This window comes from Variovorax sp. IB41, from assembly GCF_016405905.1.
In the GTDB taxonomy this organism is placed as follows: Bacteria; Pseudomonadota; Gammaproteobacteria; order Burkholderiales; family Burkholderiaceae_C; genus Variovorax.
Genome location: NZ_JAEFCB010000007.1, coordinates 238,888 through 261,401 on the forward strand (window position 1 = coordinate 238,888; position 22,514 = coordinate 261,401).

Sequence of the window (22,514 nt, forward strand, 5' to 3'; positions counted from 1 at the left end):
CCAGACACCGATCCTGAGATGGCCGCCGAGCTTTTCATCGGCCTGATGTCGGGCACATCGCTCGACGGCGTCGACGGCGTGCTTGCCGACCTTTCCGACGGCCGGATCGCGGTGAAGGCCTACGCCACCGCGGAGTTTCCCGTGGCCTTGCGCGCGGAGCTCATGGCGCTCAACACCCCCGGCGACAACGAACTGCATCGCGCGGCGCTGGCCGGCAACGGGCTCGCCCGGGCCTATGCCGGCGTGGTCCAGCAACTGCTGGCGGACAGCGGCATCGCCGCAGGAGCGATCACCGCCATCGGCGCGCACGGGCAGACGGTGCGCCACCGGCCGCTCGAATTCGACGACGTCGGCTACACCCTGCAGATCAACAACCCCTCGCTGCTGGCCGAGCTGACCGGCATCGACGTGGTCGGCGACTTCCGCAGCCGCGACCTCGCCGCCGGCGGCCAGGGCGCGCCGCTGGTGCCGGCGTTTCACCGCGCCCTGTTCGCGCGTGCCGACGAAACCGTCGCGGTGCTGAACATCGGCGGCATTTCCAACTTGAGCCTGCTCCCGGCCACCAATGCCCCCGATGGCGCCATCGTGCTGGGCTTCGACTGCGGTCCCGGCAACGCGCTGATGGACCACTGGTGCCAGACCTACCAGGGCCAGCCCTTCGACCGCGGCGGCCAGTGGGCGGCCAGCGGGCAGGTGCTGCCTCAACTGCTCGCACAGTTGCGGGCCGATCCGTATTTCGCCAAGGCGCCGCCGAAAAGCACGGGGCGCGACCTGTTCAATCCGACCTGGCTGGCCTCGCACCTCGGGACCACGGCCATGGCGCCTGCCGATGTGCAGGCCACGTTGACGGAGTTGACAGCCAGCACCTGTGCCGCCGATCTCGTCAGCTACGGAAAAGATAGCAAGCTGCTGATCGTCTGCGGCGGTGGCGCGCTGAACGACCATCTCCTTGGACGCCTACGCACGCTGCTTCCCGGTGTGCAGGTGGTGGCATCGACCGACCAAGGCCTGCCACCTCAGCAGGTCGAGGCCGCGGCGTTTGCCTGGCTCGCGCGGTGCACCGTTCGGCGCGAGGCGGGCAATCTGGCCAGCGTGACCGGGGCGCGCGGTGCGCGGGTGCTGGGCGCGATCTACCCGGCCTGAGCCTCAGCCCTGACCGGAAACTTCCGGTTGCGCAGGCTGCGCTGCGCGAACTTCCGCGGGCAGATGCCAGAAGATCAAGGCAGATGCCACCGTGATCAGACCCATGCTCGCAAAAGTGGCCTGAAAGGCGTCGAGCGTGTGCGCGGCCGTTTCGGTGCCAAAGATGCCGTTGTAGCCCGCCAGCACGGCGCCAGCGGCCGCTACGCCCAGGCTCATCGCCAGCATCTGCACCATCGACAGCAGGCTGTTGCCGCTGCTGGCCATGCTGCCGTCCAGGTCCTTGAGCGTGATCGTGTTCATCGCGGTGAACTGCAGGGAATTGACCGCACCGAAAGCCAGCAGTTGCAGCACGTGAAGCACCATGGGCTGGCCGGGCGCCGTCAGGCCGAAGCTGGCCATCGTGCAGCCCACCAGCACCGTGTTGACCACCAGCACCTTGCGATAGCCGTGGCGGGTGATCAGCGGCGTGGCAAAGCGCTTCATGGCCATGCCCGCCAGCGCGATCGGCAGCATCATCAGGCCGGCCCGCACCGGCGAATAGCCCATCGACACCTGCAGCAGCAGCGGCACGAGAAAGGGCATGCAACTGCTGCCAAGGCGCGAGAACAGATTGCCGATCAGCCCGATGCTGAGCGTCGGCACGCCGAACAGCGAGGGCGCGAACAGGGGCTCCGGCGTGCGCGCGGCGCGCAGCCAGTAGGCCACCACACTCGCGAAGCCGAAGATCAGCACGACCATCACACCGCCCTGGCGCAGGCCGAGTTCGGACACGCCGTCCAGCGCCAGCGAGATCGCCACCATGCCGAAGGCCAGCATCGCGTAGCCCACGCTGTCGAAGCGCTTCTGGATGGCGCCGCGCAGGTCCGGCATGTACTTGAGCGTGGCGATGCAGCCCGCTAGGCCGACCGGCACGTTGATCAGGAAGATCCAGTGCCAGGAGGCGTACTGCACCAGCCAGCCGCCCAGCGTGGGCCCCAGCAAGGGGCCTATGAGCCCCGGGATCGCGACGAAACTCATCGCCTGGAGGAATTCGCCTCGCGGCACCGTGCGCAGCAGCGCCAGGCGCCCCACAGGCAGCAGCAACGCGCCGCCCAGGCCCTGCACCACCCGAGCGGCCACGAGCTGCCCCAACCCCTGCGACAGCGCGCAGAGCACCGACCCGGCGGCGAACAGCACGATGGCCGCGAAGAAGATGCGCCGCGTGCCAAATCGGTCGGCGATCCAGCCCGAGGCGGGGATCAGCATCGCCATCGTGAGCGCATAGGCCACCACCACCGACTGCATCCGCAGCGGGCTCACGCTCAGGCTCGCGGCCATGGCCGGCAGCGCGGTGTTGATGATGGTGGCGTCCAGCGTCTGCATGAAGAAGCCGACGGCCACGAGCCACAAGAGGCTCTTGCGGGAGGGATCGACGGCGGTGGCGGCTTCGGACGTCATGGAAGAAGGAAAGCGAAAAACGACGGGCAGCAAAAAGCCGCCCGGAGGCGGCTTTCTTGGAGGGGCCTTGTCAGCGGCATCCAGGCATCAGGCCGAGAAGCTCGATCCGCAGCCGCAGGTGCTGGTGGCGTTCGGGTTCTTGATCACGAACTGGGCGCCCTGGAGGTCTTCCTTGTAGTCGATCTCGGCGCCGACCAGATACTGGTAGCTCATGGCATCGATCAGCAGCGACACGCCATTCTTGGTCATGGTGGTGTCGTCTTCGTTGGTGATTTCATCGAAGGTGAAACCGTACTGGAAGCCGGAGCAACCGCCGCCCTGCACGAACACGCGCAGCTTCAGCTCGGGGTTGCCTTCTTCGGCGATCAGGTCGGCCACCTTGGCTGCCGCGCTGTCGGTGAAGACGATCGGCTCGGGCATCTGGGTCTGGATGTTTTCGGCTACGGCGCTCATGGGGGTAACTCCTTGGGGGGCCGGACATGCGGCCAATGGAACGAATGCTACTGCAATGCCGCATTTCCGGCAGGCTGACTGTGGCGTGCACCCCAACGCAAGTGGGGTCGGATGCGTCGCACGCCAAGTACTGGCAACGAAAAAGCCGCCCGAAGGCGGCTTTGGTTCGCAACGAACAGGATCAGCGCTTGCTGAACTGCTTGCGGCGACGGGCGGAGTGCAGACCGACCTTCTTACGTTCGACTTCACGCGCATCGCGCGTTACGAAGCCGGCTTGGCTCAGCACGGGCTTGAGCGTCGCGTCGTAGTCAATCAGCGCGCGGGTGATGCCGTGGCGCGTTGCGCCGGCTTGACCCGATTCGCCGCCACCGTTCACGTTGACCATCACGTCGAAAGCTTCGAGGTTGTTGGTCAGCGCCAGGGGCTGCTTGGCAATCATGATCGAGGTTTCGCGGCCGAAGAACTCTTGGATGTCCTTGCCGTTGACCGTGATCTTGCCGGTGCCTTTTTTCAGAAACACACGGGCGACGCTCGATTTGCGACGGCCGGTGCCATTGTTCCATTCACCAATCATTCTCAAGGCTCCTTACAGTTCCAGCACTTTGGGCTGTTGGGCGGTATGCGGGTGCTCTGCGCCACCGTAGACCTTGAGTTTCTTGATCATCGCGTATCCCAGCGGGCCCTTGGGCAGCATGCCCTTGACGGCCTTTTCCAGGGCACGGCCCGGGAACTTGGATTGCATGTCGCGGAAGTTGGTGGCACTGATGCCGCCCGGGTAGCCCGAGTGACGGTAGTACACCTTGTCGATCGACTTGGCGCCGGTGACACGCAGTTGTGCTGCGTTGATGATGACGATGAAGTCACCGGTATCGACGTGAGGCGTGTAAATGGCCTTGTGTTTGCCGCGCAAACGGAGAGCAACTTCGCTGGCTACTCGTCCGAGGACCTTGTCGGTCGCGTCAATCACAAACCACTCGTGCGTCACGTCAGCGGGCTTGGCGCTGAACGTTTTGGTCATGAGTTTTTCTCTTGAAAAAAGAGGGTTTGGCGAGCCCTTTTCCACGGTCGGCGTTCCTCTGATGGGAATCTCTTAGGTGGGTTTTCATTCGCCCCGCAAGCGGGTTGAATGCCTTCGCCGCGGGGCTACAAAAACGCTGCGAAGCCCGCGATTATATGAAGAATCGGCCGATCTGGCCAATTTCCGCCGTCGCCGGGCTTCGCGCGGGGGCGCTGCAGCTCAGTGGGCCGGCGCGGCCACCGGGCTGGCCACGGCGACCCCGGTGTCGATCTTGCGAACCAGGGTGCCGGTGTCCAGGCTTTCGTCGCGGTGCCCGCTGCGGTCGTACAGACGCTCTTCGCCGATGACCATCTGGATCCACGTCGGGTACGTGTAGGCCGTGCCGGCGCTGTCGTCCACCGCAGCGCCGATCACGCCACCGGCGATGGCGAAATTACCCAGGAAACCGATGTTGGGACGCGAGATCGCCTGGCCGGTGGCCACGCCCTGCCCGTCGACGGCGCACTGGATCACGAGGTCGGCCCGCGAGCGGCGCACGCCGATGACCCGGCCGGAGCGCATCCTCACCTTGGCCTTGTCGTTGACCGCCCGGCATCGCGCATCGGGAATGAGCTCGCCCTTCTGCGACAGGACGTCCACGCGCATCGGCTGATCGAGCCCCTGGCTGACGGCGGCGCAGCCGCCCAGGACCGACAAAATCCCCATCGTGGCCGCGAGGCCCCAAAATCTCCAGTTCGACGGACTCATCCTGTTTCCCTCTAGTTTTGTAATTTGATGTTACCGCAGCCTCTGTTGATAGGCTGTTGCACATCTGCCACCTATCCGGAATCCCCTCATGTTCAGTTACCGCCACGCCTTCCATGCCGGCAACCACGCCGACGTGCTCAAGCACACGGTGCTGATTGCCACGCTCGACCACCTGCTTGAAAAAGAAGCAGCACTCACGGTCGTCGACACCCACGCCGGCGCGGGCCTCTATCGGCTCGATGGCGACTACGCCGACACCAGCGGCGAGGCGGCAGACGGCATCCTGCGTCTGCTGGCCCCTCCCAAAGAGCCCGCCGCACCCGCGCCCGCCGCAAAATCGGCGGCCAAGAAAGCGGCCCCGGAAGCCGAGGCACCGCTGGCCGACGCGATCGCGCGCTACCTCGGCGTGATCCACGACTTCAACCCCAAGGGCGGCGCCCGCGTCTACCCCGGCTCGCCGTTCATCGTGCAGCACCTGCTGCGCGACCACGACAAGCTCAAGCTGTTCGAGCTGCACCCCACCGACGCGCGCACGCTGGACGCCAACATCGCCCAGCTGGAGGCCGGCCGGCAGATCGCCGTGCTGCGCGAAGACGGCTTCGGGAGCGCCACCAAGTTCCTGCCGCCGCCGTCGCGCCGCGCGCTGGTGCTGATGGACCCCAGCTACGAAATCAAGAGCGACTACGCCCGCGTGCTCGACTTCGCGGCCGAGGCGCTCAAGCGCTTCGCCACGGGCACGTATGCCGTCTGGTATCCGATCATTCCGCGGCCCGAGGCGCACGACCTGCCGCGCCGGCTCAAGACCATGGCGACCAAGGCCGGCAAGCCGTGGCTGCATGCCACGCTGACGGTCAAGTCGAGCAAGCTGACGGCCACGCCCACCGGCGAGACCAAGCGTCCGGGTCTCCCGGCCAGCGGCATGTTCCTGATCAACCCGCCCTACACGCTCAAGCCGCTGCTCGCCGCGGCGCTGCCGCAGCTGGCGGAGAAGCTGGCGCAGGACCGCAACGCGACCTTCTCGCTCGACAGCGGCGGCTGATCAGCCCTTTCAGCGCCTCAACGGTGCCGCCGCGGCGGCACGATCACCTTGCGCCGGGCCGGCACCGCGGCCTTGGCACGGTCGGCGCCCGGTGCCACCGGCGCGGCGGCCTCGCCCGGCTCGGCCTGCACACCGCCGCAACGCATGCCCCCGGGCCCGACGACCGACAGCGCCACCTGCTTGATGCCCAGGCCGATCAGCCCGATGCGGTCGGCGGCGGCCCGGCTCAGGTCGATGACGCGGCCCTGCGCATAGGGGCCGCGGTCGTTGATGCGCACCAGCACCTCGCTGCCGTTGACCAGGCTGCGCACGCAGACGCGCGTCCCGAACGGCAGGGTCTTGTGGGCGGCCGTCAGGGCCGTCATGTCGAAGCGCTCGCCGCTCGCGGTCTTGCGCTGGTGGAACTGGATGCCGTACCAGGACGCGCCGCCGCGCTCGAAGATATCGCGCGGGCCGTCGTCGCCGGGCACGCCGTCGTCGGGCGTCAACTCGCCGGTGCCGGACACCGCGAGGTCATAGCGCACCGACGGCACATCCGAGCGCGCCGAAGCGCCCGGCGGAACCGCCAGCCCCTTCGACAGCGGCCGCAGGCGCGAGCCCGCCGCCGCACCCGGATCGGTGCCGCCCTCGGTGGCGGGCGGCATGGCGCAGCCCGCAAGCACGCAGGTGGCAGCGACGATCGCGAGGCGAAGCCCCGCGCGCAGCGACGAACCTGCGGCGCGCCCTCTCAATCGAGGCGCTCCAGAATCGCCAGCGTCGCCGCCGACTGGTTCATCGTGTAGAAGTGGATCGCGGGTGCGCCGCCGTCACGCAGGCGCGCGCAGAGGTCGGTCACCACGTCCAGGCCGAAGGCCTTGATCGAGGCCGTGTCGTCGCCGAAGCCCTGCAGGCGCAGCCGGATCCAGCGCGGGATCTCGGCGCCGCAGGCGTCCGAGAAGCGCATGAGCTGCGTCGAGCTCGTGATGGGCATGATCCCCGGCACGATCGGCGTGTCGATGCCGAGCTTGCGCACGTCGTCGACGAAGCGGAAGTAGGCCTCGGGGCTGAAGAAATACTGGGTGATGGCCGAATCGGCGCCCGCCTTCACCTTCGCGGCGAAGGCCTGCAGGTCGGCCTCGGGCGAGCGGGCCTGCGGATGCACTTCGGGATAGCAGGCCACCTCGATATGGAAGTCGCGGCCCGTTTCCTCGCGGATGAAGGCCACGAGATCGCTCGCGTAGTGGAATTCCCCGCCGATGCCATAGCCGCTCGGCAGGTCGCCGCGCAGCGCCACGAGGCGCTTGACGCCCATGGCCTTGAGTTCGGCCAGCTGCTCCCGCACGGTGGCCTTGGTGGCACCGATGCACGAGAAATGGCTGGCGGCATCGACGCCTTCGCCCAGGATCTCCTGCACCGCACCGAAGGTGCCCTGGTGCGTGGAGCCGCCGGCACCGTAGGTGACCGAGCAGAACTGGGGCTTGCGCACGTACAGCTGCTGGCGCACGGCGCGCAGCTTAACCGCGCCTTCGGGCGTCTTGGTCGGGAAGAATTCGAAACTCAGCGGAAGGCGCACCTGCGTCTCCTTAGGAGCCGTTCGCGCCGGACGCGCGCACGGCGTGAATGAAAAACTCGCGGTTGCCGTCGCCACCGGCGATCGGGCTGTCGAACCACTGCAGCACGCGCAGCTCGAGTGCGGCGCACGCATCGCGCAGGCGCTTCTCGACGATCTCGTACATCGCCGCATCGCGCACGATGCCGCCCTTGCCGACCTGGCCGGGCTGCAGTTCGAACTGCGGCTTGATCAGCATCAGGAGCTGGCCGTCGTCGGCCAGGAATTCGACCACCGCTGGCAGCACCAGCGTGAGCGAAATGAACGACAGGTCGCCCACGATCAGGTCGAAACGCAGATCGGACGGCGCTTCGCCCTCCTCGTCTTGCAGATCGTCCGGCGACAAGGCCCGCGCATTGACGCCTTCGATGGCGACGACGCGCTCGTCCTCGCGCAACTTCGCATGCAACTGCCCGTGGCCGACATCGACACCCACGACCTTCGTCGCGCCGCGTTGCAGCAGGCAGTCGGTGAAGCCGCCGGTCGACTGGCCCACATCGAGGCACAGCTTGCCGGCGGGATCGACACCGCTCACAGTGAGCGCGCCTTCGAGCTTGAGTCCGCCGCGCGAGACGTAGCGCGCCTCGGCCGCGTCGTCGAGCTCGAGCTCGGCGGAATCGGGCACCTCGTCCTTGTTCTTGACGACCGAGCGCCATGCGTCGCTCGTGCCCGCATCACGCCAGCGCATGCCGCCGGCGATCAGCCGCACGGCCTGCGAACGCGACGCGGCGAGGCCGCGTTCCACCAGCAATTGATCAGCGCGCATGGACGCTTAGTAGCGGTACGTGTCCGGCTTGTACGGGCCGTTCTTGCTCACGCCGATGTAGGCGGCTTGCGAGTCCGTCAACTCGGTCAGCATGGCGCCGACCTTCTTCAGGTGCAGGCGCGCGACCTTCTCGTCCAGGTGCTTGGGCAGCACGTAGACCTTGCCGGCCTGATACGCGTCCTGCTTGGTGAACAGCTCGATCTGCGCGATGGTCTGGTTGGCGAACGACGACGACATCACGAAGCTCGGGTGGCCCGTGCCGCAGCCCAGGTTCACCAGGCGGCCCTTGGCCAGCAGGATGATCTTCTTGCCGTCCGGGAAGGTGATGTGGTCGACCTGCGGCTTGATTTCTTCCCACTCGTACTTCTCGATCGAGGCGACGTCGATCTCGTTGTCGAAGTGGCCGATGTTGCAGACGATCGCCTGGTCCTTCATCTTGGCCATCGTGTCGTGCGTGATGACGTCCTTGTTGCCGGTGGTCGTCACGAAGATGTCGGCCTTGTCGGCGGCGTATTCCATCGTCACGACCTTGTAGCCTTCCATCGCGGCCTGCAGGGCGTTGATCGGGTCGATTTCGGTGACCCACACCTGGGCGCTCAGGGCGCGCAGGGCCTGGGCCGAGCCCTTGCCCACGTCGCCGTAGCCGGCCACGCAGGCCACCTTGCCGGCGATCATCACGTCGGTCGCGCGCTTGATGCCGTCCACCAGCGATTCGCGGCAGCCGTACAGGTTGTCGAACTTGCTCTTGGTGACCGAGTCGTTCACGTTGATGGCGCGGAACAGCAGCGTGCCCTTGGCGCTCATCTCGTTCAGGCGGTGCACGCCGGTGGTGGTCTCTTCGGTCACGCCGATGATCTCGGCGGACTTGCGGGTGTACCAGGTCGAATCGACGGCCAGCTTGGCCTTGATCGCGGCGTAGAGGATGCGTTCTTCTTCGCTGGTCGGATTGGCCAGCACGCCCAGGTCCTTCTCGGCGCGTTGGCCCAGGTGCATCAGCAGCGTCGCGTCGCCGCCGTCGTCCAGAATCATGTTCGGGCCTTCGCCCTTGGAGTCCTTCGGGCCGAAGTCGAAGATGCTGTGGGTGTAGCCCCAGTAGTCTTCCAGCGACTCGCCCTTGATCGCGAACACCGGCGTGCCCGAAGCGGCGATGGCCGCGGCGGCGTGGTCCTGCGTCGAGAAGATGTTGCACGAGGCCCAGCGCACGGTGGCGCCCAGGGCTTGCAGCGTCTCGATCAGCACGGCCGTCTGGATGGTCATGTGCAGCGAGCCCGTGATGCGCGCGCCCTTGAGCGGCTGCGCCTTCGAGAACTCTTCACGGATGGCCATCAGGCCGGGCATCTCGGTTTCCGCAATGCGGATTTCCTTGCGGCCCCAGGCGGCGAGGGACAGGTCGGCAATCGCCTGGTCGGCGGTCAAAACGGGGGTGGGCTTGAGAACAGCGCTCATGAGAACTCCAAAACTGGTTTGAAAGATGCCACTGCGTACGGGGGTCTGACGGAAAAAGGACTCACCGCGAGAACAGCGGGTGAGCGTGGTTGCGATGTGGTCCGAGCCTCACGCCTTGATGGCGCTGCAACGCTCCTCGGAACGGCGGATTGTAGACGGGGTGCCAGGCCGAGCCAACCGCTGGGGTATCCCACATGACGGGAAGCGCGTTTCGTTGTCGAGGCGTACATTGATCCGCACCCCAACACCAAGATGCAAGACGCAAGACCCCCCATGTTCTCCAGAATCCCCTCGACCCTGCTGGCCTCGGCCGCACTTCTCGCCGCTGCGGCCCTCCCGGTCATCGCCTCCGCGCAAGCGGCCTCCGAACAAGTCCGCATCCGCGGCACCATCGTCCGCGTCGATGCCAAGACCCTCGTCGTGCAGGACCGCGGCGGCGAAGTCGTCAGCCTCGCGCGACCGGCCGACATGCAGCTGTCGGAGGTCTACCAGATCAAGCTGGCCGACATCAAGAAAGGCAGCTTCATCGGCACCGCTGCCATGCCGCAGGCCGACGGCTCGCAGAAGGCGCTCGAAGTCGTGGTGTTCCCCGAGGCCGCGCGCGGCACCGGCGAAGGCCATCGCCCGTGGGACCTGCTGCCGCAGAGCACCATGACCAACGCCACCGTCGCCGACCTGGCCGCGGCGCCGAAATCGGTGAAGGGCGGACAGCAGCTGCGCCTGACCTACAAGGGCGGCGAGAAGACCGTCATCGTGCCGCCCGACGTGCCCGTCGTGACCTTCCGCCCCGGCACCGATGCACTCCTGGTGCCCGGCGCCAAGGTGCTGGTCAATGCGCAGGAAAAGAACGGCACGCCCACCGCGTTGCGCGTGACGGCCGGGCGCAACGGCTTCGCGCCGCCGATGTAAGCCTTCGCAGACAGTCGCGGGCATTCGCGACATAGGCATTCAATATCCAAGGGAAATCCCGCAGGCATTTTTGTTGCCGTGGGGACCTTGGCCGTGCCGGTGCGGCGTATCGTGGCGAGGGACTTTTGCCGTCCGGCCGGTCCTTGCCATTCACCCGTTCACCCGACACAGGAGATACCGCACCATGGCCACTGCCAAGAAAGCCGCCGCCAAGAAGACCACCGCCAGCAGTAGCAGCAGCAGCGCCAAGACGGCCGCTCCCAGCGCCGCCGACATGCTCAACCCGCTGAAGAACCTCAAGGGCATGACCGATCGCCTGCAGGAACTGAACTTGACCGGCGGCGCGGGCAAGCTCCTCGAGAGCGGCCGCAAGGATTTGCAGGCGCTGATGCAGGCCAACGAAAAGTCCTACCAGGGCCTGCAGACCGTGGTGCAGCGGCAGACCGAGATGATCAAGAGCGCCATCACCGAATGGCAGACGGCCGCCAAGGAAATGCCGGCCAAGGACGCCAAGGCCAACCTCGCCAAGCTCGACGAGCTCGGCCGCCAATCGTTCCAGCGCGCCATCGACGACATCAAGGAGTTGGCCAACCTCGCGGCCAAGTCGCAGGCCGATGCCTTCGACGTGGTGCGCCAGCGCATCCAGTCCAACGTGGACGAAGTGACCAAGCTGCTGCAGCGCAAGTAAGCGCAAGGCGCTCGCGCGATGACCGCCGTCCCACCCCGCACCGAGCGCCGCACGCTCGCCAACGGCATCGACATCGCGTGGGACAGCTTCGGCGCCCCCGACGCGCCGCCGCTCCTCCTGATCATGGGCCTCGGCGCCCAGATGGTCGCCTGGGACGACGCGTTCTGCGCCCGCCTGGCCGAAGCCGGCGGGCACCGCGTGATCCGTTTCGACAACCGCGACATCGGCCATTCCACGCACCTGCCGCACCTGGGCATTCCCGACATCCAGGCGCTGATGCTGCAGGCCATGGCGGGCAAGCCGCTCGCGGTGCCCTACACGCTGCGCGACATGGCGGCCGACTGCATCGGCCTGCTCGATGCGCTCGGCATCGACCGCGCGCACTTCGTGGGCGCATCGATGGGCGGCGCCATCGGGCAGGAGTTGGCCATCCATCACCCCGAGCGCATGCGCTCCTTCACCAGCATCATGTCCACCACCGGCAACCCGGCGCTGCCGCCGCCCACGCCCGAGGCGATGGCGGTGCTGTTCTCGCCGACGCCGCTCTCCTTCGATGCCTACCTGCCGCATTACAGGAAGGTCTGGCACGTGCTGCGCGGCCCCGACTTTCCGCTCGACGAGGCGCGCGACGCCGAGCGCGCGCAGCTCATTTTCCTGCGCGGGCTCAACCCGGGCGGCGTGGCGCGCCAGCTGGCGGCGATCTTCGCGTCCGGCAACCGCAAGCCCGCGCTGCGCGACGTGCAGGTGCCCACGCTGGTGATCCACGGCGATGCCGATCCGCTGGTGCCGGTGGCCTGCGGCGTGGATGTGGCCGATGCCATTGCGGGCGCGAAGCTGCTACGCATTCCGCGCATGGGCCACGCGCTGCCGGTGTCGATGTGGCCGCAGATCATCGACGCCATCGCCGCGCACACCGGGCAGCGCCGCGACCATTGACCGACCGATAGACGACGGGGCCTCTGTCCATGAACAAGTTCTCCCCCCTCGACCCGATGGCCATGTGGCGCGAGTTCACGGCCCAATGGGAAAAAAGCACCAACGAATTCGCCAACGAGACCATGGCCTCGGACCCGTTTCGCCAGGGCATGCACGGCGGCATGAACGCATCGCTCACCGCGCAGAAGGGGCTGGGCGACCTGATGGCGCGCTACCTCACGCTGCTCAACCTGCCCACGCGCGCCGACATCCAGGCGCTGGGCGAACAGTTGCAGCGCATCGACGATCACCTGGCGAACATCAGCCGCGCGATGGAGGGCGGGCGCGGTCCTGCAACCTCCGCGGCCACGGCCGCGCCACCCAAGCCGCGCCGCACCAAACAGCCGCCGCAAGCTGCCGCCGCCGCGAAAGCCCCGGCACCGCCCCCCGCACCGAAGCGCCCCGCAAGAAAGCGCAGCGCGCGATGAACGCCATCGCCGACGCACTCGCTCTGCCGGACATCGGCGCGGAGATCGAGCGCGCGATCCAGCGCAACATCAAGGGCCTGGATTTCCTCACCTCCGCCACGCCCGCGGTCGGCCAGACGCCCAAGGACGAGATCCACCGCCGCGGCACGCTGAGCCTTTACCACTACCGCCCGCTGGTCGACGAGATCTACCGCGTGCCGGTGTTGATGGTGATGGCCACCACCAACCGCGCGTACATCTTCGACCTCGCGCCCGGCCAGAGCATGGTCGAGTACCTGCTCCTCAAAGGCTACGACGTCTACGTGATGGACTGGAACGCGCCGCGCGCCGACGAGAAGCGCCTGCGCATCGAGGACTACGTGCTCGACTTCATTCCCGATTCCATTCGCCGCGTGCAGGAAGATTCGGGCGAGGAAGACATCACCATCGCCGGCTATTGCATGGGCGGCGTGCTCTCCACGCTGTACGCGGCGCTGCACCCCGACGGGCCGATGAAGAGCCTCGCGCTCTTCACCACGCCCATCGACTTCAGCCGCATGAAGCTCTTCCATGCGTGGTCGGACCGGCGCTATTTCGACGTCGACCGGCTCATCGACACCATCGGCAACGTGCCGCCCGAGATGCTGTTCGCCTCGTTCGACATGCTGCGTCCCGCGGGCCGCGGCGCCGGCGTGGTGCAGCTGTGGGACAACATGGCCAACGACGAGTTCGTGAAGTCGTACCGCATGTTCGACCGCTGGGGCGCCGAGATGCTGCCGCTGGCCGGCGAGTACTTCCGCCAGACGGTGAAAGAGCTGATGTGGGACAACAAGCTCTTCAAGGGCGAATTGGTGCTCGGCGGGCGCAAGGTGCTGCTGAAAAACATCAAGGTGCCGGTGCTGCACGCGCTTGCGCAGCACGACCACATCGTTCCCTACGAGGCCGGCCAGCCGCTCATCGCGAACATCGGCTCGGCCGACAAGGAAGAGGTCGTCCTCAAGGGCGGCCACGTCAGCCTGGCCGCGGGCACCAACGCGGTGCGCCGGCTGTGGCCCAAACTCGACGACTGGCTTGGAGTGCGATCGACATGACCATCACCTTGGCCTCTTCCTCCCGCAACTACCCGCGCATGGTGCCGAACGGCGACGGCGACATCGAGCTGCGCCTGATGACCGCGTACGACGCCCCCGCCGTGCTCGCGTTCGCGAAGGCGCTGCCCGCGCACGACCTGCTCTTTTTGCCCCGCGACATCACCGAGCCCAAGGTGATGGGCGCGTGGGTCCGCGCCATCGAGCGCGGCGACATCGACAGCGTGCTCGCGGTGCGCGGCAGCACGGTGCTCGGCTGCGCGGCGGTGATCCGCGACCCGCATTCCTGGTCGGACCACGTGGCCGAGCTGCGCGTGCTGGTCGCGCCGGCGCTGCGCGGCAGCGGCCTCGGCCAGCAACTCGCGCAGGAGGGCTGTGCGCTGGCGGTCGAGCGCGGGCAGGAAAAGATCGTCGCGCAGATGACGGTCGACCAGCGCGGCGCCATCGCCGTCTTCCAGGCGCTGGGCTTTCGGCCCGAGGCGCTCTTGAGCAAGCACGTGAAGGACCGTCAGGGCCAGGCGCACGACCTCGTGGTGCTGAGCAACGACGTGGCGCAGTTCGAGGCGCAGATGCGGGCGTATGGGGTGACGGAGGCTTTTTAGGGTTCGGTGCGGGCGTTTCGGGGCCACCTTCTAAAATCCCGGCATTCCCCCGCAGATTGCCCACCTTGTCTTTTGTCTCCGAAACCCGCCGCCGCCGCACCTTCGCGATCATTTCCCACCCTGACGCCGGCAAGACCACGCTGACCGAAAAGCTGCTGCTTTTCTCCGGCGCGATCCAGATCGCCGGCTCCGTGAAGGCGCGCAAGGCCTCGCGCCATGCGACCTCCGACTGGATGGAAATCGAAAAGCAGCGCGGCATCTCGGTGGCCTCGTCGGTCATGCAGATGCTGTACCGCGACCACGTGATCAACCTGCTCGACACGCCCGGCCACAAGGACTTCTCGGAAGACACCTACCGCGTGCTCACCGCCGTCGACTCGGCGCTGATGGTGATCGACGCGGCCAACGGCGTGGAAGCGCAGACGCGCCGGCTGATCGAGGTCTGCCGCCAGCGTGACACGCCCATCATCACCTTCGTCAACAAGATGGACCGCGAAGTGCGCGAGCCATTGGACATCCTGGACGAAGTGGAGCGCGAGCTCGGCATGCCCTGCGTGCCGATGACCTGGCCCGTGGGCCAGGGCAAGAGCTTTCGCGGGATCATGAACCTGCGCACGCAGACGATGACGGTGTTCGAGTCGGGCAGCGAACGGCTGCCGCACGACTTCGAGACGATCGCCCTCACGGAACGCGACGTGCTCACCAAGCGCTTCGGCGCCGATTTCGACTCCGCCATGGACAGCATGGAGCTGGCCACCGGCGCTTCGCCCACCTGGGACCGCGAGGCGTTCCTCGCCGGCAAGCAGACGCCCGTGTTCTTCGGCTCGGGCGTGAACAACTTCGGCGTGATGGAAGTGCTCGACGCGCTGGTCGACCTGGCGCCCTCGCCGCAGTCGCGCACCAGCACCACCATGGTCAATCGCCAGCCGGTGGTGAAGGAGATCCAGCCCGAGGACAAGGACTTCGCGGGCGTGGTCTTCAAGGTGCAGGCCAACATGGACGCCAACCACCGCGACCGCATCGCCTTCGTGCGCATGGCCTCGGGCAAGTACACGCCGGGCATGAAGCTCAAGGTGCAGCGCACCGCCAAGGAACTGCGCCCCACCAGCGTCGTGACCTTCATGAGCCAGCGCCGCGAAGCGGTCGAGGAAGCCTACGCGGGCGACATCGTGGGCTTCACCACGCACGGCGGCGTGCAGTTGGGCGACACCATCACCGACGGCGCGAGCCTGCAGTTCACCGGCCTGCCCTTCTTCGCACCGGAACTCTTCATGACGGTGATCCTGAAGAACCCGCTGCGCACCAAGCAGTTGCAGCAGGGCCTGGCGCAGCTCGGCGAAGAGGGCGCGATCCAGGTGTTCCGCCCCGAGGTCGGCGGGCCGATGCTGCTGGGCGCGGTCGGCCAGCTGCAGTTCGAAGTGGTGCAGCACCGCCTGAAGGCCGAGTACGACGCCGACGTGCGGCTCGAAGGCTGCCAGTACACGGGCGCGCGCTGGATCACCGCCGACACGCCGGCCGAGTTGCGCGAGTTCGTCAACGCCTACCCGGTGCGCATGGCCAAGGATGCGGCCGACACGCTGGCCTTTCTCTGCACCTCTCCCTACGACGTGCGGCTGGCGCAGGAGCGGTTTCCGAAGATCCACTTCCATCCGCTGCGGGAGCATGCGGGGCTGGCACTGCAGAGCGCCGGTTGATCGCGGCGAGAAAGCCCTAGCTGCCCGTCGACGCGTAGCGGCGCACCCCCAGCCGCCACACGCCGAAGGCAGCCGCCAGGAACACGAAGCCCGTGACCGGCGACACGACACCCACCCACGCCGGCGCCCCCAGCGGATCGGCCTTTCCCAAGATCGCCAGCGCGGGGTAATAGGCCACGCAGGCCAGCGGCACCACGAAGGTCAGCACGCGGCGGAACCACTGTGCATACAGCGCCAGCGGGTACTGCGCGGCCTGCACGCCGCCGTAGGTGAGCACGTTGGCGATCTCCAGGCTCTCGACGGTCCAGAACGACAGCGTGCCCTGCAGCACCAGGATGCCCAGGAACAGCGCGACGCCGCCGGCCAGCGCGAACAGCGCGATCGCCACCGTGGCAGCCGTCCATTCGATGCCGGCCTGCTGCGTGGCGAATGCCACGACGGCCAGGCCCTGCAGCAGGCGGCCCGCGCGGCTGATGCGCAAGTCGTTGCCCATCAGCTGCAGCGCCAGGGGGCGCGGGCGCAGCAGCAGGCGGTCGAAGGCGCCGGTGCGCAGGAACTCGGTGCCGAGCACGTCGAAGCCGCGACCCAGCGCATCGGCCAGCGCGAACATGCAGTTGACCAGTCCGTAGAACAGCGCCACTTCGCCGATGCGCCAGCCCTGCACCTCGCCGAAGCGGTGGAACAGCGCCCAGACGACGATCACCTCGATGCCGGTGCCCAGGAACTGGCCGACGGTCAGCATCAGCGCCGAGGCGGGATACCGCGCCTGGCCGCCGATGGAGGCGCGCACGAGGCGAAAGAAAAGAGGCAGCGAGCCCATTCGGTCAGCCCCCCTGGATCTGCAGGCTGCGCATCGTGCGGCCCATCGCGAAGCGTCCCGCCGCGACGGTCACGGCGATCCAGAAGCACTGCAGTGCGAGCGCGGCCACGGCGTGCCAGCCGCCCAACTGCCCGAAGTACAGCCGCGCCGGAATGTCCATCAGCCCGGCCAGCGGCTGGACCCGCAGCACCGTCTGCCAGGCGTCCGGCAGCAGCGCGAGGGGCAGCAGATTGCCCGACAGCACGATGACCACGGGCGTCGCCACCGCGCTGATGCCCCGCTCGTTGAGCGCCGCGGTCGCCGCCACGTTCAGCAGCATCACCATCGATGCCGACAGCAGCAGCGCGAGCACGATGGACACAAGGAACGCGAGGCCCGCGGTCCAGCTCGCGGGCAGTTGCCAGGCCCATTCGCCGAGCCCCACCAATGGCAATGCGACCGCGGCGAACGCCGCCATCAGCGCCACGCGCGGCAGCACGCGCGCGGCGATCCATCCGGCGCTGCGCGCGAACCACAGCGCATAAGCGTCCACCGGACGCAGCCGGTCGTAGGCGACCGCGCCGGTGCGCACGGCCTGCGCCACTTCGGGATCGCCGAGCCAGGGCAGCAGCACGAGCAGCCCTTGCGCGAGCCATGTGTAGGTGATGGCCTGTTCGAGCGACATCGACGAACTCGCGCCTGCAATCGCAGTGCCGCCGTAGAAAGCGGCAAACACCATCACCTTGATGCCGCCCCACCAGCACTGCGTCGCGAAGCCCGCGAGCGCAGCGGTGCGGTACTGCAGCATCTGCAGGAAGCGCGAAGCGAAGGCCGCGACGTAGGGGCGCGCGAGGGTTCGCAGCTGCATCACGCTTCGGCCGCTCCGTGCATCGCGTAGAAGCGCGCGATCACCGCCTCGATCGCCATGCCTTCGAGGCGGATGTCTTCCACCGCGTGCGCGGCCGCGATGCGTGCGATCAGCGCCGGCGCGGTGGTCACCGAAGGATCGAAGTCGAGCACCAGCGTCTGGCCGTCGCGCGCATGCACCGTGGCGCCGGGCACCTCTGCGGGCAGCACGGCGTCCTGCGCGAAATCGACGATCAACCGGCGCTCGGCCATCACCTGCGCGCGCAGCGCCTCGACAGGGCTGTCGGCCAGCACGCGGCCGTGGCCGATGACGATCACGCGCTGGGCCAGCGCCTCGATGTCGTGCATGTCGTGCGTGGTGAGCAGCACCGTCGTGCCGCGCTCGCGGTTGGCGCGGCGCACGAAGTCGCGCACCGCGAGCTTGGACGGCGCATCCAGCCCGATGGTCGGCTCGTCGAGAAAAAGAATGTCGGGCTCGTGCAGCAGCGCCGCCGCGATCTCCGCACGCATGCGCTGGCCGAGCGAGAGCTGGCGCACCGGCTGGTCGAGCACGCGCTCCAGGTGCAGCAGCGCGACCAGCTCGTCGCGCGTGCGCCGGTAGCGCTGCGGATCGACGCGGTAGATGTCGCGCAAGAGGTCGAAACCGTCGCCCACGGGCAGGTCCCACCACAGCTGCGTGCGCTGCCCGAAGACCACGCCGATGCGCGCCACGTGACGCTCGCGGTCCGCGAAAGGATCGCGCCCGTCGATCTCCACGCGCCCGCCGTCGGGCCGCAGGATGCCCGCGAGGATCTTGATGGTGGTCGACTTGCCCGCACCGTTCGGCCCGATGAAGCCGAGCAACTCGCCGCGCTGCAACTCGAAGGACACGCCGGCGAGCGCCTCGACCGTGCGGTGCCGGCGCTGCACGAGGCCGCGCAGCGCGCCCATCACGCCCGGGTCGCGCTCGGAAATGCGGTAGGTCTTGAGGAGTTGGTCGACGAGGATGTGGGACATGGGAAAGTGCCGCTCCGGGCGGGAAGCGCGGCGGGGGCGGGATGCTACACGAAAGCGCCGGTACGATCTCGGGCTCTGCAGAGATTCACAGCCATGTCGTCCTTGTCGTCTTCATCCCCCCTGCCCGCCTCGCCCACCCACCTTCTGCCGCTCGACCGCTGGGCCACCGCGGCGCGCAGCGCGCTCATCGGCGTGTTCACGGACATCGACGACACGCTCACCACCGACGGTGCGATCACGGCCGATGCGCTGCAGGCGCTCGGCGACCTGAAGGCCGCCGGCTTCGCCATCGTCGCGATCACGGGTCGGCCGGTGGGCTGGAGCCTGCCTTTCGTCAACACCTGGCCGGTCGATGCGATCGTGGCGGAGAACGGCGCGGTGGCGCTCCTGCCCGCGCCCGGCGGGCAGATCGAAAAGCGCTACCAGCAGGATGCGCCCACGCGCGCCGCCAACTTCGCGCGCATGCAGGCGGTGCTGGCGCGCATCGAGCGCGAGATTCCCGGTGCGCAGCGCGCCACCGATTCGGCGGGCCGCGAGACCGACATCGCCATCGACCACAGCGAATTCGTGCAGCTGGGCGAGGAGACGATCGCGCACGTCGTCGCGCTGATGCGCAGCGAAGGCATGCACGCCACGGTGAGCAGCATCCACATCAACGGCTGGTACGGCGACAACGACAAGCTGGAGGGCGCGCGTTGGATCGTGCGCGAACTCTGGGGCCGCACGCTCGACGACGAGCTCGACCGCTGGGCCTACGTGGGCGATTCCACCAACGACCAGCTGATGTTCCGCACCTTCGCGGGCAGCATCGGCGTGGCGAACGTCGCGCGCTTCGTGCCGCAGCTGGAGCACCTGCCGCGCTACGTCACGCAGGGCGAGCGCGGCGTGGGCTTCGCCGAAGCGGCGCGCGCGATGCTTGCGGTGCGCGTTAGCCGCTGACCGGCACGCTGCGGCGCAGCGCCGCCCATTGGCGCCAGATGCCGAAGGCCGCGATCACCAGCAGCACGGCCGCATAACCTTCTACCGTGTTGAGCAGGCCGAGCGGCTTCACCAAGAAGCCCGCGAGCATCGCCGGCAAGCTGAACGCCAGGTAGCAGACCACGAAGATGGCGGCGAAAAGCTCGCCGCGCTCGTGCGAATCGGCCAGCGGCGCCAGCGTCTGCACCAGCGCCGAGAATGCGCCGCCGAAGCCCAGGCCCGCGATCGCGGTGCCCACGAAGAACAGCACGAGCGACTTCGTCGCCAGCGATGCCAGCAGCAGCACCAGGCCGACCGCGATGCTGGCCGCGCCGAAGACCACGGTCCGCGGTGCGGGGAAGCGGCCGAGCAGCGTGGGCGCGAGCGCGCCGAAGCCCGAGAGCACCGCGACCGTGAGGCCGTTGACCACGCCGTTGTCGATGTGGAACACATGCAGCATCAGCGACGGCGCGAGCGAGAGGTACAGGCCGCCCAGCGCCCAGACCGCGATGAACACCGGGAGACCCCGTACGAAGTCGGCCCGCGCCCGCACGGGAATCGACACGCGCGGCACCAGCGAGGCCAACGCACCGGCGCGCGGCGTGACGGTCTCGGGCATCCACAGCACCACGGCCGCGCCCACCGCGAACACCACGGCCAGCACGCCGAACACCAGCATCACCGGCTGGTCGGTGAACTTCACCGCGATGCCGGTCAGCAGCGCGCCCACCGCGAGCCCCGCGAGCGGCGAGACGCTCGTGATCAGCGCGCCCAGGCGCTTGCGCGATGCCGGCGCCGCCTCGACCACCGCCGCGCTCAACGCGCCGCTCGCGATGCCCGTGGCCACGCCCTGGACGATGCGCGCGACGATCAGCCCGGCGATGTCCTCTGCCAGCACGAAAAGCCCCATCGCCACCGCCTGCAGCACCAGCGACGCCAGCACCACCGGGCGACGGCCGATGTGGTCCGACAGCGAGCCGGCCACCAGCAGCGAGATCAGCAACGCGATCGCATAGATCGCGAACGCCACCGTGAGCATCGACGCCGAGAAGCCCCAGGCGTGCTGGAACACGACGAACAGCGGCGTGGGCGCGGCGGCCGCGAAGAAAAAGGCGAACAGCACCGAGGCCAGCAACGGAAAACCGACCGCCGCCGGCAGGCGCCAGGGCTTGGAACGGGCAGCGACGTCGGCGGTGGCAACGGCGAGTTCAGGGCAGGAGGAAGGCATTGGAGGTCCTTAACGCAACTTTTTTAGCTTTTGCGATTCTAGACCTGTGGATTCACTAAAGCAAATAACTTTGCGTTAAAGTCCTCACATGAACGATGTTGTCCTTCCCAACAAGCGTCCCGGCGGCCGCAGCGCCCAGGTGCAAGCGCTGGTGCGTACCGCCCTCGAACAACTGGTGGCCGAGCAGGGGAGCGAGCGCGTCACCGTGCCGGCCGTGGCCGAACGCGCAGGGGTCAGCGCCTCCAGCATCTATCGCCGATGGGGGGATCTGTCAGGTCTTCTGGCCGAGACGGCCACGCGCCGGCTGGACCCGGACCGGCCGCTGCCGAACACCGGCGCACTGCGCGAAGACCTGACCGCGTGGGCGCAGGAACTCATCACGCACCTGGCGCAGCCCTGCAGCAAGTCCCTGCTGAAAGCCGCTGCCGCGCTGGCCACCGGCGATGCGGACACCGATTGCCTGCGCAACCGCCGCAAGGAAGCGCTGACGCTGGTCGAGCAGGCGCACGCCCGCGGTGAGCCGGCGCCGCAAGCGGAGCAGGTGATCGATCACCTGATCGCGCCGATCGTGTTCCGGTTGGTGTTCGGGGCGGAACCGGTGAAGCCGGAACTGGCGGACCGGCTGGTGGGCGAACTGTTCGCGATCAGTTCGTCTTCGGCTGTTCCTTCGCCAACCCCAGCTTCTCGATAACCACCTTCTCCTTGACCACCGTGTCCTGCGCGAACTTGGTGTACGTGGCCGAGCTCATGTAGTTCGGCAGCATGTCGTAGCGCCCGAGCGATGCCACGTAGCTCGGCTCTTCCATCGCCTGCTTGAACGCGTCGTGCAGCTTCTTCACCACCTCGGGCGACGTGCCCTTGGGCGCGCCGATGCCGAAGGGCGAGTTCTGCACCACGTCGTAGCCCAGCTCCTTGAGCGTGGGCGCATCGGGGAACTTGGCCAGGCGCTTGTCGCCCCAGGTGTTCAGCACGCGCAGCTTGCCGGCCTCCACCTGCGGCGCGAAGCCGGTGCTGTCGGCGGCGGCCATGAGCTGGCCGCTGACCACCGCGAGCATCAGGTCGGCGCTGCCCTTGTAGGGCACGTGCTGCAGCTCGATGCCGGCCTTCTGCGCGACGATCTCGGTCGTCAGGTGCGGGCTGGTGAGCGTGCCGGTCGAGCCGTAGGTGAGCTTGCCGGGGTTGGCCTTGGCGTAGGCGACGAAGTCGGCCCAGGTCTTGAACGGGCTGTTGGCCGGCACCACGATGCCGAAGGCGTAGCCGGTCACGTTCAGGACGTAGGTGATGTCCTTGAGCGGGTCCCAGTTGATCTTGGTGGTGTAGCCCAGGCGAAACACGCCCAGCGGAATCTGCGCGACCGTGTAGCCGTCAGGCTGCGCGGTCTGCAGCGCCTGCGCGGGCAGCGTGCCGCCGGCGCCGGGCTTGTTGTCGATGATGACCGGCTGGCCGAGGATCTTGCTCGCGTTGTCGGCGAGCTGGCGCATCGTGATGTCGGTCGGGCCGCCCGCGGGGAACGCGATGACCAGCTTGATCGGCTTGGCGGGGAAAGCCTGGGCAAGCGCCGCCAGCGGGGAAGCGAGGCCGCACGCGGCGAGCGTGGCGGCGCAGAGAAGGGAACGGCGGGACATGGCGAAGGCTCCTGAAACTTGAAGAACCGCGGATTGGGCCCT

25 protein-coding genes and 1 riboswitch are annotated in these 22,514 nt (G+C 67.8%); of the genes, 11 read left to right on the forward strand and 14 right to left on the reverse strand.

Annotated elements, in window-relative coordinates:
* Positions 1-18: 18 nt before the first annotated feature.
* Positions 19-1,143 (forward strand): anhydro-N-acetylmuramic acid kinase, encoded by a 1,125-nt coding sequence (locus JC881_RS15785; RefSeq protein ID WP_198786645.1) that lies wholly within the window; start codon positions 19-21, stop codon positions 1,141-1,143.
* A gap of 3 nt (positions 1,144-1,146) precedes the next feature.
* Here JC881_RS15785 and mdtD read toward each other — a convergent pair whose 3' ends face one another.
* From mdtD to JC881_RS15810, 5 genes are all read right to left on the reverse strand, one after another.
* Positions 1,147-2,580, reverse strand: coding sequence for a multidrug transporter subunit MdtD (gene mdtD, locus JC881_RS15790; protein ID WP_198786646.1), 1,434 nt, complete (start codon positions 2,578-2,580; stop codon positions 1,147-1,149).
* Positions 2,581-2,667: 87 nt separating this feature from the next.
* A complete protein-coding gene (erpA, locus tag JC881_RS15795) occupies positions 2,668-3,033 on the reverse strand; it encodes an iron-sulfur cluster insertion protein ErpA (protein WP_013543663.1) in 366 nt (121 codons plus the stop codon).
* 181 nt (positions 3,034-3,214) lie between these two features.
* Positions 3,215-3,607, reverse strand: a complete 393-nt coding sequence (gene rpsI / locus JC881_RS15800; RefSeq protein ID WP_007827948.1) for a 30S ribosomal protein S9 — start codon at positions 3,605-3,607, stop codon at positions 3,215-3,217.
* A gap of 12 nt (positions 3,608-3,619) precedes the next feature.
* Positions 3,620-4,051, reverse strand: coding sequence for a 50S ribosomal protein L13 (gene rplM, locus JC881_RS15805; RefSeq protein WP_013543664.1), 432 nt, complete (start codon positions 4,049-4,051; stop codon positions 3,620-3,622).
* A 219-nt stretch (positions 4,052-4,270) separates the two neighbouring features.
* Entirely contained in the window at positions 4,271-4,756 is a 486-nt protein-coding gene (locus tag JC881_RS15810) for a hypothetical protein (RefSeq protein WP_198786647.1), read from the reverse strand.
* A gap of 130 nt (positions 4,757-4,886) precedes the next feature.
* Here JC881_RS15810 and JC881_RS15815 point away from each other — a divergent pair, with 130 nt between their 5' ends.
* Positions 4,887-5,837 carry a 23S rRNA (adenine(2030)-N(6))-methyltransferase RlmJ gene (locus JC881_RS15815; RefSeq protein ID WP_198786648.1) on the forward strand — a complete coding sequence of 317 codons (951 nt, stop codon included), beginning with the start codon at positions 4,887-4,889 and terminating at the stop codon, positions 5,835-5,837.
* A gap of 17 nt (positions 5,838-5,854) precedes the next feature.
* Here JC881_RS15815 and JC881_RS15820 read toward each other — a convergent pair whose 3' ends face one another.
* From JC881_RS15820 to ahcY, 4 genes are all read right to left on the reverse strand, one after another.
* Positions 5,855-6,481, reverse strand: coding sequence for a septal ring lytic transglycosylase RlpA family protein (locus JC881_RS15820; RefSeq protein WP_198786700.1), 627 nt, complete (start codon positions 6,479-6,481; stop codon positions 5,855-5,857).
* Positions 6,482-6,564: 83 nt separating this feature from the next.
* On the reverse strand, positions 6,565-7,389 hold the full coding sequence (gene metF, locus JC881_RS15825) for a methylenetetrahydrofolate reductase [NAD(P)H] (protein ID WP_198786649.1): 825 nt from the start codon (positions 7,387-7,389) through the stop codon (positions 6,565-6,567).
* Between the two features lie 10 nt (positions 7,390-7,399).
* Complete coding sequence (locus tag JC881_RS15830) at positions 7,400-8,191, reverse strand: TlyA family RNA methyltransferase (protein WP_198786650.1); 792 nt, start codon at positions 8,189-8,191, stop codon at positions 7,400-7,402.
* 6 nt (positions 8,192-8,197) lie between these two features.
* Positions 8,198-9,637 (reverse strand): adenosylhomocysteinase, encoded by a 1,440-nt coding sequence (gene ahcY / locus JC881_RS15835; RefSeq protein ID WP_198786651.1) that lies wholly within the window; start codon positions 9,635-9,637, stop codon positions 8,198-8,200.
* Positions 9,638-9,711: 74 nt separating this feature from the next.
* A riboswitch (S-adenosyl-L-homocysteine riboswitch) is annotated at positions 9,712-9,781 on the reverse strand.
* Positions 9,782-9,910: 129 nt separating this feature from the next.
* Between ahcY and JC881_RS15840 the strand changes: the two genes are divergently transcribed.
* The 7 genes from JC881_RS15840 (at position 9,911) to JC881_RS15870 (ending at position 16,000) form a co-directional block, all read left to right on the forward strand.
* Positions 9,911-10,546 (forward strand): hypothetical protein, encoded by a 636-nt coding sequence (locus tag JC881_RS15840; protein ID WP_198786652.1) that lies wholly within the window; start codon positions 9,911-9,913, stop codon positions 10,544-10,546.
* A 184-nt stretch (positions 10,547-10,730) separates the two neighbouring features.
* The gene (gene phaP / locus JC881_RS15845) at positions 10,731-11,234 is read left to right on the forward strand and encodes a TIGR01841 family phasin (protein WP_198786653.1); all 504 of its coding nucleotides are present in this window, start codon (positions 10,731-10,733) and stop codon (positions 11,232-11,234) included.
* A gap of 18 nt (positions 11,235-11,252) precedes the next feature.
* Positions 11,253-12,170 (forward strand): alpha/beta fold hydrolase, encoded by a 918-nt coding sequence (locus JC881_RS15850; RefSeq protein WP_198786654.1) that lies wholly within the window; start codon positions 11,253-11,255, stop codon positions 12,168-12,170.
* Between the two features lie 29 nt (positions 12,171-12,199).
* On the forward strand, positions 12,200-12,637 hold the full coding sequence (locus JC881_RS15855; protein WP_198786655.1) for a hypothetical protein: 438 nt from the start codon (positions 12,200-12,202) through the stop codon (positions 12,635-12,637).
* Entirely contained in the window at positions 12,634-13,707 is a 1,074-nt protein-coding gene (locus JC881_RS15860; protein ID WP_198786656.1) for an alpha/beta fold hydrolase, read from the forward strand. Before JC881_RS15855 ends, JC881_RS15860 begins: the two co-directional genes overlap by 4 nt.
* Entirely contained in the window at positions 13,704-14,306 is a 603-nt protein-coding gene (locus tag JC881_RS15865; RefSeq protein ID WP_198786657.1) for a GNAT family N-acetyltransferase, read from the forward strand. Before JC881_RS15860 ends, JC881_RS15865 begins: the two co-directional genes overlap by 4 nt.
* Before the next feature lie 65 nt (positions 14,307-14,371).
* Positions 14,372-16,000 carry a peptide chain release factor 3 gene (locus JC881_RS15870; protein ID WP_198786658.1) on the forward strand — a complete coding sequence of 543 codons (1,629 nt, stop codon included), beginning with the start codon at positions 14,372-14,374 and terminating at the stop codon, positions 15,998-16,000.
* 16 nt (positions 16,001-16,016) lie between these two features.
* On the opposite strand, the gene JC881_RS15875 is transcribed toward JC881_RS15870, so the two are convergent.
* Genes JC881_RS15875 through JC881_RS15885 form a run of 3 tightly spaced genes read right to left on the reverse strand, consistent with a single transcriptional unit; the run spans position 16,017 to position 18,662 of the window.
* Positions 16,017-16,820, reverse strand: a complete 804-nt coding sequence (locus JC881_RS15875; RefSeq protein ID WP_198786659.1) for an ABC transporter permease — start codon at positions 16,818-16,820, stop codon at positions 16,017-16,019.
* A gap of 4 nt (positions 16,821-16,824) precedes the next feature.
* Entirely contained in the window at positions 16,825-17,667 is an 843-nt protein-coding gene (locus JC881_RS15880; RefSeq protein WP_198786660.1) for an ABC transporter permease, read from the reverse strand.
* The gene (locus tag JC881_RS15885; RefSeq protein ID WP_198786661.1) at positions 17,667-18,662 is read right to left on the reverse strand and encodes an ABC transporter ATP-binding protein; all 996 of its coding nucleotides are present in this window, start codon (positions 18,660-18,662) and stop codon (positions 17,667-17,669) included. Before JC881_RS15885 ends, JC881_RS15880 begins: the two co-directional genes overlap by 1 nt.
* A gap of 93 nt (positions 18,663-18,755) precedes the next feature.
* Between JC881_RS15885 and JC881_RS15890 the strand changes: the two genes are divergently transcribed.
* Positions 18,756-19,601: an HAD-IIB family hydrolase gene (locus tag JC881_RS15890; RefSeq protein ID WP_198786662.1), complete on the forward strand. Its 846-nt coding sequence runs from the start codon at positions 18,756-18,758 to the stop codon at positions 19,599-19,601.
* On the opposite strand, the gene JC881_RS15895 is transcribed toward JC881_RS15890, so the two are convergent.
* The gene (locus JC881_RS15895; RefSeq protein WP_198786663.1) at positions 19,591-20,847 is read right to left on the reverse strand and encodes an MFS transporter; all 1,257 of its coding nucleotides are present in this window, start codon (positions 20,845-20,847) and stop codon (positions 19,591-19,593) included. The genes JC881_RS15890 and JC881_RS15895 overlap by 11 nt on opposite strands.
* A gap of 88 nt (positions 20,848-20,935) precedes the next feature.
* Between JC881_RS15895 and JC881_RS15900 the strand changes: the two genes are divergently transcribed.
* On the forward strand, positions 20,936-21,538 hold the full coding sequence (locus JC881_RS15900) for a TetR/AcrR family transcriptional regulator (protein WP_198786664.1): 603 nt from the start codon (positions 20,936-20,938) through the stop codon (positions 21,536-21,538).
* On the opposite strand, the gene JC881_RS15905 is transcribed toward JC881_RS15900, so the two are convergent.
* Complete coding sequence (locus JC881_RS15905) at positions 21,492-22,472, reverse strand: Bug family tripartite tricarboxylate transporter substrate binding protein (RefSeq protein ID WP_198786665.1); 981 nt, start codon at positions 22,470-22,472, stop codon at positions 21,492-21,494. The genes JC881_RS15900 and JC881_RS15905 overlap by 47 nt on opposite strands.
* Positions 22,473-22,514: the final 42 nt, after the last annotated feature.